A 10,701-nucleotide genomic window follows, 5' to 3' on the forward strand; every position below is an offset into this window, starting at 1 on the left:
ATCCTCTATATAATCGTTAGGCGATTAATAGGCAATATTTTATCTACAAACCCGTTTCCGTTGGTGCCTGTATATCCAATCCCGATCCGCAGCCCTAATGAAAGTTCCGGCCCGACGGCAGCGCGGCATAGGCTTCGCGGTCGAGTTGTTCGCGGCGGCGGCGTTCACCTTCGTCGCGGCCGGGATGCGGACCACTCCGCCCCTCGTCGCCATGCGCCAGAACCCCGTTGCCGATGTCGAGGCCCTGGGCCAGGTCGAGCAGGCTCGGGGTGAAATCGGTGAAGCTGCGGGAGACCAGATGGGTGACGAGCCCCTCGCGCTGCAGCTGGCCCCGCACCGCGAGGAGGCGTGAACCGAGGACGACGCGGCGATTTTTGTCGAAGGTCTTGTTCCACACGATGATGTTGGCGATGCCGGTTTCATCCTCCAGTGTCATGAAGATCACCCCGCTTGCCGTGCCCGGCTGCTGGCGCACCAGCACCAGGCCGGCGGTTTCGACGATGGCGCCGTTCGGTCTGTCGATCAGATCGGCGCAGCGCAGGATGCCGCGCCGCTCGAGTTCGGGGCGGAGGAACCCCACCGGGTGTCCCTTCAATGACAGCGACAGCGTCCGGTAGTCGTGCACCACCGATTCTCCCGGCGCCATCACCGGCAGGTCGCTCTCGGCATCATCGGGTTTCGAAACCTTCTTCGAGATCGCGAACAGCGGCAGCTGTTCTGCCCCGGCCACGCCGTTGAGGCCACGGACCACCCAGAGGGCCTCGCGCCGGTTGAGCCCCATCGAGCCGAAGGCATCGGCCTCGGCCAGCTTTTCCAGCGTCGCCACCGGAATGCCCGTCCGCACCCAGAGGTCGCGGACCGAGGCGTAGCCATCACCGCGGCGGGCGACGATCAGGTTGGCATGATCCTGCTTCAGCCCGATCACCTGCCTGAGGCCCAGCCGGATCGCCTTGTTCGACAGGATATCGTCGCGCATTTCGGCATGCTGTTTGGCGAGGCGTTGGCGCGCCGGAACGCCAGCTTCCAGTACATGCAGCCAGTCCGAGCGGTTGACGTCGGCGACCCGCATCTCGACCCCGTGCTCGACGGCGTCGCGGACGATCTGCGCCGGCGAGTAAAACCCCATCGGCTGGCTGTTGAGCAACGCGCAGGCGAACACATCGGGGTAGTGGCACTTCATCCAGCACGAGGCATAGACCAGGAGCGCGAACGAGGCGGCATGGCTTTCCGGAAAACCGTAATCGCCGAAACCCTCGATCTGGGCGAAGCAGCGCTGGGCGAAGTCGTCAGGATAGCCATTCTTCTTCATGCCGCTCAGGAACCGGTCCTTCAGGGTATGGATGGTGCCATTGCGCCGGAACGTCGCCATGGCGCGGCGCAGCTTGTCGGCTTCACCGGGGGTGAAGCCGGCGGCGACGATGGCGATCTGCATCGCCTGCTCCTGGAACAGCGGGATGCCCTTGGTGCGATGGAGCACAGCATCCAGCTCCGGCGATAGAGACTCAACCGGCTCCAGCTCCTGCCGGCGCTTCAGATAGGGATGCACCATGCCGCCCTGGATCGGGCCAGGACGGACGATCGCCACCTCGATGACGAGGTCGTAAAATTCCACCGGCTTCAGCCGCGGCAGCATCGACATCTGCGCCCGGCTCTCGATCTGGAACACCCCGATGGTGTCGGCGCGGTGCGTCATCCGGTAGACCGGCGCCTTCACCTCGGGCTGGGTTTCCTCGGCCATCAGCTGTGGCAGCGTCACATCGCGCTTGTAATGCTGGTGCAGCAGTTCGAACGAACGGCGCAGGCAGGTGAGCATGCCGAGCGCCAAAATATCGACCTTGAGGATGCCGAGCGCATCGATATCGTCCTTGTCCCACTCGACGATGGTGCGGCTCTCCATCGCCGTCTTCGAAATCGGCACCAGGCTTTCGAGCGAATCGCGGGTGATGACGAAGCCGCCGACATGCTGGCTGAGATGGCGGGGGAAGGATTTCAGCACTGGCACCACGTTGAACATCTGCGTCAGGGTCGGATCGTCCGGATCGAGCCCCAGCATCTTGATGCCCTTGAGATCGGCAGCATTGCCCCAGCCCCAATGCAGCTGGTTGAGCGCGCCGATGGTGTCGTCGGAGATCCCGAACACCTTGGCGGTTTCGCGAATGGCGCTCTTGGAGCGATAGGAGATGACCGTCGCCGTCAGCCCGGTCCGCTCACCACCGTATTTGGCGTAGACATACTGCATCACCTCCTCGCGCCGCTCATGCTCGAAATCGACATCGATATCGGGCGGCTCGTCGCGTTCGGTGGAGAGGAAGCGGCCGAACACCAGGGTGACCTTGGTGGGGTCGACCTCAGTCACCCCCAGGCAATAGCAGACCGCCGAATTGGCGGCCGAGCCGCGCCCCTGGCAGAGGATTTTCAGCTCATGCCGGGCATAACGCACCACATCCTCGACAGTGAGGAAGTAGGAGGCATAGCCCTTGTAGGCGATGAGGCAGAGCTCGCTCCAGAGGCTGCGCTTGATGTCGTCGGGGATGCCATCGGGATAGCGCCAATGCGCCCCCGCCCAGGTCAGCCGCTCCAGCGTCTCCTGGGCCGTCTCGCCATTGCCGATGGTTTCGGTCGGATAGTTGTACTTCAGTTGGTCGAGGCTGAAGCCGATGCGATCCAGCAGCACCTGCGTCTCAGCAATCGCGTCGGGATGTTCGGCGAACAGCCGGGTCATCTCGCTTGCCGGCTTCAGGTGCCGCTCGGCGTTCTGCTGCAAGCGCCGGCCGGCGGTTTCCAGCGTCAGGTGCTCGCGGATGCAGGTCACCACGTCCTGGACGATCTTGCGGTTGGGCTCGTGGTAGAGCACGTCATTGACCGCCAGCAGCGGCACGCCGGCCGCCGCCGCCATCGCGGCCAGCCGGTTGAGCCTGCTGCGGTCGGTGCCCTTGAAGGTCACGGCTGCGGCCAGCCAGACATTGCTCGGGCTGAGCTTGGCGAGGCGTTCGAGCACGGCGCCGGAATGCTCCCAGCGCGTTTCGTCGCAATGGAGGATCAGCAGCTGGCCCTCGATGAAGTCCGCGAGGTCGGCGAAGCTCAGCACGCATTTGCCCTTCTCGCTTTCCTCGCGCAGGTTGCCGCGGCTCAGCATCCGACAGAGCCGGCCATAGGCCTCGCGATCCGAGGGGTAGGCGATGATGTCGGGGGTATCGTCGGCAAAGCACAGCCGGACGCCGACGACATAGCGAAAATCCGGCGCTTTATCTTTGAGGTCGCGATGCGCCACGTAACCCCGCACCACGCCGGCAAAGCTGTTGCGATCGCAGATGCCGACGCCGCTCATCCCCAGCGCGATAGCCGCCGAGACCAGTTCCTCGGGGTGCGAGCCGCTTCGCAGAAACGAGAAGTTCGACGTCACCATCAGTTCGGCATAGCTGGGGCGGTTCATGCGAAGAACCCGTGCAGGAACCAGCGCGGTGCTTCGGCGGCGCCATAGAGCCCGATGCGGAAAATCCAGAAGCGCCGGCCGCCATCATCCTCGATGATGTAATAGTCCCGCACCGTGGTCAGCGGGTCGAACGCCGCGAGTGCGGAAACGTGCTCCGGCTCCCTGGGTTTCTGCGTGTCGGTTTTGGGGTCGTCGCGCGGGTCGCGCCGCTTGCTGCCGCGCTCTGGCCGCTCCAGCACCTCGAGGTTTTTGCCCGAGCGCCACCACTCGGCCTCGATCCGCTCCGGACCAGAGGCCTTGAGGATACGGTAAGCGATGCGCCGCCAGATGATCCGCATCGGCGGGCCATGCGGCACCTCCGCCATCACGTTGATCGGTTCCGGATTGGGCAATAAGCGGAGCGGCCGCCGAAGTTCCGGATCGGGCAGCGCCTCCGGATCGTCCTCGGTCTGGGCGATCACCGGCTCGAGCTTGGTGGCCCGCTCGGGGATGTGAGTGTTGACGAATTTCGAGCGGGTCAGCGCCAAGGGGCCAAGCCGGCTGGTCATCCGATCATAGAGCCGGTCGAGATCCTGCGCTCCATCCTGTACCTCGAACGCGCCGAGTTGCGTACTTTGCACTTCCGCCAGCGAACTGGCCGCCAGCCGGATCATGTCGATGCCGAACCCGGCATCATACTCGCCTTCGAGCCGCTCCGAGCGGTGCACGAACAGCTGGGCGATATGGTTGGGGTCGCGGGTCGCCCGGCCGGCATTGATGGTGAGGTTCATCACCTTGTGGTCGACCCGGTAGAGCAGGAGGTGAAAAGTCTGGGCCCCAAGGCCCTCGGCTTCGAGCCTGAGTCCGAGCTGGATGGCGAGGTCGCGCGCCGTCATCAGCACGTCGTCCATGTAACCGATCGGCTCGGCAAAGCGGCGCTCGGCATAATATTCGGCGATCGGCAGGCGCGGGGTGATCCGCTCTTCGATCCGGCCTAGCGCCTGGTCGAGCCGCAGAATCAGCGTTTCGCCGAAGCGGGCCTGCAGCGCCCGCCGATCGCGGCCATAGAGCTGGCCGATGGTCTTGAGCCCCATCTGGTTGAGCCCTGAAACCTGCGCCTCTTCGAGCCGCAAGCCGACGATCGGCAGGCTGGCGAGCGCTGCCTCGGTCTCACCCCTGGGAACGATGCGGCCGGAGGAGAAATGCGCCAGCGCCCAGGCCGCCCCGACCGTATCGGCGATGGCCCCGGAGACGGTAAAACCCAGGGCGCGCAGCCGGTTGACCAGCACCTCGAGCATTTTCTGTTCGTCGCCGAACAGATGGGCGACCCCGGTGATGTCGAGCACCAGGTCGCCATAGGGGGCAGCCGCCGTGTGCACGGCGACAATCGGGCTGGCGTTGGAATGCCAGTCGGCAAAATCGGCGAACACCTGCTCGAGGTAAGCCCGGTCGATCTCGCGCACTTCGAGGTCCGGCACCAGCGCCCTTGCATCCGAGAGGTTCTGCCCGGAGATCAGGTTGGCTTTCGCCGCAGCCGCATCCACTGCGGCAAGCCGCATCGCGCCCTTCTGCTTTTCCCACAGCGCCAGCGGGCGCGACGATTGGGCGAGCCCCGGGTCAGCCCGCTTGAGACAGTCGGTGGCCCAGCGGGGCAGCGACAGGGCGAGATGACGGCGCCGTTCGGTGAACAGCAGTTCCGGTGCGGCGTTTGGGTTCGACTGAAACGAAGCCATTTTCTGTCCAGTCCACAAGCATGGTCTTGCCTTCGGCGCGCTGCGTCTTGTCGCCGAGCCGGCCTTTTTCGATTTCGATCTGGAAGCGGGGAATTCCGGGCGCGCGCGGGTCGAACGGCAACTCGCCGCTCATGGCCGGGGAGATCCGCCAGCGCAGTTTCGCCGCACTCGCCTCGCGGCCCCGGCCATAGCGAACGAGGAAAGCCGAGGTCCCGGCCGCCGCGGCGCGGAGGCTCAGCCGGCGCGATACGGTGAAATCCAGCGCCTTGGGGTGGCTGGCGAGATCGGCGATGACCCCGGCGACCGCCCGGCAGGCAATGGCTTCCTCCATGGCCCAGAGCAGCTCGGTCATGCTGTCGATCCGGCCGATCACCAGCCGTGCCGGATCGATGCCGAACTGCGTGAGTCCGGCGCCATAGGGCAGCCCGAGCTCCTGGCCTTCTCCCATGAGCTGCAGATAGAGCACTGCCTGCCGCTGCGAGGTCAGCAGCTGCCGGGCGAGCCCGAAGGTGAAGCCGAGCGCCGCGCCGCTCTGGCGCTGCTCATCGGCAAACACCTCGTGCAGCAGCCCATTGGGAGCAGCGAGCAGCTCGAGCGGATCGGCATTCTCGCCTCTATCATTGGCAGCCCGCCCCAGCCGCTCAGCCAGCATCGCCGCGCCTTCGGCCAGCAGCGGGCGCTTTTCCAGGGCGGCAATTTTCAGTCGTAAGGCATCGAGATCGTGGCGTGCGAGGCCCGGCATCTGAGCCTCCCTGTTGTCGGTAATTAGAACAAACAGGGAACACTAGAGTCCGGTGAGGAGTCAAGCAGAAGAGTCCGGCACACGCCGCGGTCACATCCTTGCGCTGCGGCAAGGGGGCACTTTCGCGATCGGGTGGGACTGCCTATGTTCTTTCTACTCTCCGAAGGACTCCTCCCATGTTCGATGCGTTGCGCTCCATCTTCCAGAGACCCGATGCCACTGTGCTCAGCATGGAGCCCAAACTGGCGGTCGCCGCCTTGCTGGTGCACCTCGCCGCCATCGACGGGCAGATCAGCGATGCCGAGCGAGAGGCGCTCGCGGGGACGCTGATGGATTATTACGGTCTCGGTGAGAGCGAGGTCAGCAAGCTGATCGCCGAGGCGACCAAGCGCGATCAGGAGTCGGTGGATTTCTACCGCTTCACCTCGGCGCTGAGCTCGCTCGATGAGGGCGAGAAGGTCGAGATCATCCGGATGATGTGGCAGGTGGTGTTCGCCGACAAGCGCAACCATGAGCTCGAGGACAATATGGTGTGGCGGATCGCCGAGCTGATCGGGGTGTCGTCGCGCGACCGCACGGTGCTGCGCAACCAGATGGCGCGGGCCTGACGCGATGATCATCATCTCGACCACGCCGACGCTCGAAGGCCGGCCGATTCGCGACTACCTCGGCATCGTCACCGGCGAGGTGATCGTCGGCGCCAATATCTTCAAGGACCTGTTTGCCGGCATCCGCGATATCGTCGGCGGCCGGGCCGGCGCCTATGAAGGGGCGTTGCGCGATGCCCGCAACACCGCGTTCGACGAGCTCAGGGCCGAGGCGCAACGCCTTGGGGCCGATGCGGTGGTCGGGGTCGATATCGATTACGAAGTGGTCGGGCAGGCCGGCTCGATGCTGATGGTCTCGGTGTCCGGCACGGCGGTGCGGCTGTAGCGGCGCACGCCGCCGCTCAACGCTTCCACGCTTCGAACTTGCCGACATATTCCGGCTCACCCGTTTCGCAGTCGAAATCCTTCGCCGTAGTATCGGCAGCCTGGCGGGCGAGAACCTCTGCGTCCGAGTTGGCCAGCGCATCGACATAGGCGATGTGGCAGGTGGCGCCGGGGCTGATCCTGGTCACCACCAGCACCTCGCCTTCGGGCTTGCCCTCCGCGCCCTTGGTGAAGAAGCGGAGGATCGAGGCAAACGGCTTCCAGTAGCCATCGGCGTTGGAAACCCGCCACTCGATCTTGTCGCCCAGCCGGTTGGGCGGCTGCAGCCGCTGCTTGGCCGCTTTCTCGGTGGTCGAGTTGAGGCCGTAGGAGACGGCCATCCGCAGGTCGCTCTCGGACACCATGACCGGCATGCCCTTGAGGCCGGTGCAGGCCCAGGTGGAACCGAAATCGTCGGACTGCATCACCGTGCAATCGACATTGAGGTCAAGCGCAGTCTCGCTCGATTCGATCTGCTGGGCGACGGCCGGTGCGGCGAGCAAAAGCCCGATGGCGACATAAAGCCCACTGGTGAAAACCCGTCCCATCACGGCAAATCCTCCTTAAGGCTGCATGCCACCCGCGCATTCGTATGCCTTGCAATCATGGCCCCGGATAGGCCACAACCCGCCGAACTGAACCGGCCAGCGTTTCACTGAAACGCTGGCCGTCTCGAAATTTCCGTTTGTCGCGCTTCCGAACCGGAAAAGTCTCTCAACTTTTCCTGGAAACGCTCTGGACCTCAAGGCAGACCCAATGAACATCGACGCGATCCCGATCGGCAAAAATCCCCCGGACGACCTCAACGTCATCATCGAGGTGCCGCTGGGCGGCGAGCCGATCAAATACGAGATCGACAAGGCCTCGGGCGCCCTGTTCGTCGACCGCTTTCTCTATACGCCGATGCGCTACCCTGGGAATTACGGCTTCGTGCCGCATACCCTGTGCGGTGACGGCGATCCGCTCGACGTGATCGTGATGAACTCGCGGCCGCTGGTGCCGGGCGCCGTGGTGCGCTGCCGGCCGTTCGGCGTCTTGTTCATGGAAGACGATGGCGGCAAGGACGAGAAGATCCTCGCCGTGCCGGTATCCAAGCTCACCAAGATGTATGACGGGATCAACGACATCACCGACATGCAGCCGATCCAGCTCGAGCGGGTGAAGCACTTTTTCACCCACTACAAGGATCTCGAGCCCGGCAAATGGGCCAAGATCGAAAAGCTCGGCGGCGTCGACGACGCCCGCCAGGTGATCCTCGAATCGATCGAGCGCGCCAAGGCCGAGAAGTAAGCTCGGCCAAGGGCTTGGTCAGGTAATCCTGGCGCAATGCTTGTCTCTCCAATTGTGAGTCCCATATCGGGGGCTCACCTTGGAGGACCGGATGAAAGCCGTACTGACCGCACTCGCCGCCACCCTGCTGCCAACTGCTGCCGTGGCGCAAAGCCCCGCCAATGCGGCGATCGAGCAGATCCTCGTCGAGCGGATCGACACGGCCGAGCAGAATGTCGGCATCGCCGTCGCGGTGATCGAAAACGGCGTGCCCCGCTTCGTCAGCTACGGTCATCCGGCGCTTGGCGATGCCAGTGGGATCGACGAGCACACGGTGTTCGAGATCGGCTCGGTGACGAAGCTGTTCACCAACCTGCTGCTCGCTCAGGAGGTGCTGGCCGGCAAGATCGACCTCGATGCGCCGATCGTGAACTACCTGCCTCAGGGCATCGTGCTGCCCGAACGCGGCGGCAAATCGATCACCACATTCGACCTGGTGACCCATTCATCGGGCCTGCCCTCGGTGCCACCGGGGCTCGGCGCGGCCAATCCGGCAAACCCCTATGCCGGCTATGGGGCTGCCCCGCTCTATCAGTTCCTCGCGAGTTACCAGCTGCCGCGCGATATCGGGGCGGAGTTCGAGTACTCCAATATCGGCCTGGCGCTGGTGGCGCAGGCGGTCGAGCACGTTACCGGCAAAAGCTATGCGAGCCTCCTCGACGAGCGGATTTTCACGCCGCTCGGAATGACCGAGACGGCGCTGACCACGACACCCGAGCTCGAGGGGCGGTTGGCGCGCGGCCATGATGCGGCGCGCAACCCTGCCAGCAGCTGGGACCTCGAGGTGTTTGCCGGCGCCGGGGCGCTGCGTTCGACCGTTGCCGATGTCAGCAAGTTCATTGCCGCGGCGAGCGGGGCGGTGTCGTCGCCGCTCGATCCGGCCTTTGCCATCATGCTGGAGCGGACCCGACCATCCGACCCGAACGGCGGCAAGGTCGGGCTGGGCTGGTTCACGCTCACGCACCCCGAGGGCGAGATCGCCTGGCACAATGGCATGACCGGCGGCTACAACGCCTTTGCCGGCTACGATCGGCAGAGCCGCACGGGCGTGGTGGTGCTCTCCAACATGGCGAGTTCAGTGGGAATCGAGGATATCGGCTTCCACATCCTCGCCGAAAACCTGCCATTGGCGCCGATGCCGAAAGCACGGCAGGCGGCTGAGATCGATCCGGCGCTGCTCGACCGCTATGTCGGCAAATATGCGCTCACTCCGGCCTTCGTGCTCGAGGTGACGCGTGAGGGCGATGCGCTGTTCGTCCAGGCGACGGGGCAAGAGAAGCTCCCGGTCTTCGCCGAGAACGAGACGACGTTCTTCTACAAGGTGGTCGATGCGCAGCTGAGTTTTGAACTTGGCGCCGATGGCAAGGCCGCCAGTGTGACGCTGCACCAGGGCGGATACAGCCAGCCGGGTCAGCGCGTCGAGTAATCGCTTCATTTCGGCGGCATCGGCTTGCCAGCCGGAGCCGCCGGACCCAGTCTTCGCCATCTCGTGGAGGATGGTGATGCGGATTTTCGGGACGATCGTCGGGGTGGTGCTGGTGCTGCTGGGCGGGATGTGGACGTTGCAGGGCTCGAATGTGCTGGCCGGCAGCGTCATGTCAGGGCAGTCGCAATGGCTCTATATCGGGCTTGTCGTGGTGGCTGTCGGCCTCGTGGTGTTGTGGTGGTTCAACTTGCGACGGCCGATCCGCTAGTCCCCCCTTGAAACAGTGAAACCGGGTTCACATATATTGGTCAACGGTTGGATCGGGGCGCTGTCCCTCCCGGCGACCTAGGTCCCAGCCAATGAAAGGCGCTCCCCTAACGGGTTGAGCGCCTTTCTCTTTTTCAGCGCATGGGAGGGGGCAGCTATGAGCGGACGGACCGTCATCCTCAATGGCACGCCGCGGGCCGGGAAATCTTCGATCGCGCGGGCGGTGATGGCTCAACTGCCGGGGCGATGGGTGAACCTCGGCGTCGACCGGATGAACGCCAACCTTCCCAAGGAGCAGCTCCCTGGCATTGGGCTCCGGCCTGGCGGCGAGCGCCCGGATCTCGAGCCGATCGTGGTGCGGCTCTATGCCGAGCTTTACGACGAGATCGCTGAACGGGCGCGCGCGGGGGAGGACCTGGTGGTCGATGTCGGCCATCACGACAGCTACTCGCAGCCGCTCGGCATTCTCGCGGCAGCGGCACGACGGCTCAGCGGGCTGCCGGTGCTGTTCGTCGGGGTGCGTTGCCCGATCGAAACCATCATGGCGCGCCGCAACGCCGACCCGCAGGGTGGCTTCTATGTAGCGGGCGACGGGGTGCCTGAGCCGGTGCGACGCTGGCAGGAGGCGGTGCACCAGCCGGGGATCTACGATCTCGAGCTCGACAGCTCGGTGATGACGCCGGACCAGTGCGCTGCAGCAATTGCTGCGGCGATGGCTGAGCCGCGGCGGCCAAGTGCGTTCGAGCGGCTCGCAGGCTCCAACGCCGGTGCGGGCTGACCCCCACCCCTGTCCCCCCCCGAATGGGGAGGGAGACCCTCAC

10 protein-coding genes are annotated in these 10,701 nt (G+C 64.7%); 6 read left to right on the forward strand and 4 right to left on the reverse strand.

The window, feature by feature from the left end; translation table 11 throughout:
- Positions 1–94 precede the first annotated feature (94 nt).
- The 3 genes from VW23_RS22575 to VW23_RS28690 are packed head-to-tail and all read right to left on the reverse strand — an operon-like array spanning position 95 to position 5,887.
- Complete coding sequence (locus VW23_RS22575; RefSeq protein WP_069911746.1) at positions 95–3,433, reverse strand: error-prone DNA polymerase; 3,339 nt, start codon at positions 3,431–3,433, stop codon at positions 95–97.
- Positions 3,430–5,145, reverse strand: a complete 1,716-nt coding sequence (locus VW23_RS22580; protein ID WP_084646392.1) for a Y-family DNA polymerase — start codon at positions 5,143–5,145, stop codon at positions 3,430–3,432. Before VW23_RS22580 ends, VW23_RS22575 begins: the two co-directional genes overlap by 4 nt.
- On the reverse strand, positions 5,030–5,887 hold the full coding sequence (locus VW23_RS28690) for an ImuA family protein (protein WP_069911748.1): 858 nt from the start codon (positions 5,885–5,887) through the stop codon (positions 5,030–5,032). The genes VW23_RS22580 and VW23_RS28690 overlap by 116 nt, the downstream gene beginning before the upstream one ends.
- A 176-nt stretch (positions 5,888–6,063) precedes the next feature.
- Here VW23_RS28690 and VW23_RS22590 point away from each other — a divergent pair, with 176 nt between their 5' ends.
- Both VW23_RS22590 and VW23_RS22595 read left to right on the forward strand, forming a co-directional pair.
- Positions 6,064–6,495, forward strand: coding sequence for a tellurite resistance TerB family protein (locus VW23_RS22590; RefSeq protein WP_069911749.1), 432 nt, complete (start codon positions 6,064–6,066; stop codon positions 6,493–6,495).
- A gap of 7 nt (positions 6,496–6,502) precedes the next feature.
- A complete protein-coding gene (locus tag VW23_RS22595) occupies positions 6,503–6,820 on the forward strand; it encodes a heavy metal-binding domain-containing protein (RefSeq protein WP_069911756.1) in 318 nt (105 codons plus the stop codon).
- Between the two features lie 16 nt (positions 6,821–6,836).
- Here the strand turns inward: VW23_RS22595 and VW23_RS22600 are convergent, their stop codons facing one another.
- Entirely contained in the window at positions 6,837–7,406 is a 570-nt protein-coding gene (locus VW23_RS22600; protein WP_069911750.1) for a hypothetical protein, read from the reverse strand.
- Positions 7,407–7,614: 208 nt separating this feature from the next.
- Between VW23_RS22600 and ppa the strand changes: the two genes are divergently transcribed.
- The 4 genes from ppa (at position 7,615) to VW23_RS22620 (ending at position 10,658) form a co-directional block, all read left to right on the forward strand.
- On the forward strand, positions 7,615–8,148 hold the full coding sequence (gene ppa, locus VW23_RS22605; RefSeq protein ID WP_055874708.1) for an inorganic diphosphatase: 534 nt from the start codon (positions 7,615–7,617) through the stop codon (positions 8,146–8,148).
- A gap of 91 nt (positions 8,149–8,239) precedes the next feature.
- A complete protein-coding gene (locus VW23_RS22610) occupies positions 8,240–9,613 on the forward strand; it encodes a serine hydrolase (RefSeq protein ID WP_069911751.1) in 1,374 nt (457 codons plus the stop codon).
- Between the two features lie 76 nt (positions 9,614–9,689).
- A complete protein-coding gene (locus VW23_RS22615) occupies positions 9,690–9,881 on the forward strand; it encodes a hypothetical protein (RefSeq protein WP_069911752.1) in 192 nt (63 codons plus the stop codon).
- A gap of 156 nt (positions 9,882–10,037) precedes the next feature.
- Positions 10,038–10,658 carry a chloramphenicol phosphotransferase CPT family protein gene (locus VW23_RS22620; RefSeq protein ID WP_069911753.1) on the forward strand — a complete coding sequence of 207 codons (621 nt, stop codon included), beginning with the start codon at positions 10,038–10,040 and terminating at the stop codon, positions 10,656–10,658.
- Positions 10,659–10,701: the final 43 nt, after the last annotated feature.

The organism is Devosia insulae DS-56 (assembly GCF_000970465.2).
Lineage (GTDB): Bacteria > Pseudomonadota > Alphaproteobacteria > Rhizobiales > Devosiaceae > Devosia_A > Devosia_A insulae.

Excerpts from the sequence above, each read along its gene's own strand:
- VW23_RS22575 (WP_069911746.1), bottom strand. The coding sequence starts at position 3,433 with ATGAACCGCCCCAGCTATGCCGAACTGATGGTGACGTCGAACTTCTCG.
- VW23_RS22580 (WP_084646392.1), bottom strand. The coding sequence starts at position 5,145 with ATGGCTTCGTTTCAGTCGAACCCAAACGCCGCACCGGAACTGCTGTTC.
- VW23_RS28690 (WP_069911748.1), bottom strand. The coding sequence starts at position 5,887 with ATGCCGGGCCTCGCACGCCACGATCTCGATGCCTTACGACTGAAAATT.
- VW23_RS22590 (WP_069911749.1), top strand. The coding sequence starts at position 6,064 with ATGTTCGATGCGTTGCGCTCCATCTTCCAGAGACCCGATGCCACTGTG.
- VW23_RS22600 (WP_069911750.1), bottom strand. The coding sequence starts at position 7,406 with ATGGGACGGGTTTTCACCAGTGGGCTTTATGTCGCCATCGGGCTTTTG.
- ppa (WP_055874708.1), top strand. The coding sequence starts at position 7,615 with ATGAACATCGACGCGATCCCGATCGGCAAAAATCCCCCGGACGACCTC.
- VW23_RS22610 (WP_069911751.1), top strand. The coding sequence starts at position 8,240 with ATGAAAGCCGTACTGACCGCACTCGCCGCCACCCTGCTGCCAACTGCT.
- VW23_RS22615 (WP_069911752.1), top strand. The coding sequence starts at position 9,690 with ATGCGGATTTTCGGGACGATCGTCGGGGTGGTGCTGGTGCTGCTGGGC.
- VW23_RS22620 (WP_069911753.1), top strand. The coding sequence starts at position 10,038 with ATGAGCGGACGGACCGTCATCCTCAATGGCACGCCGCGGGCCGGGAAA.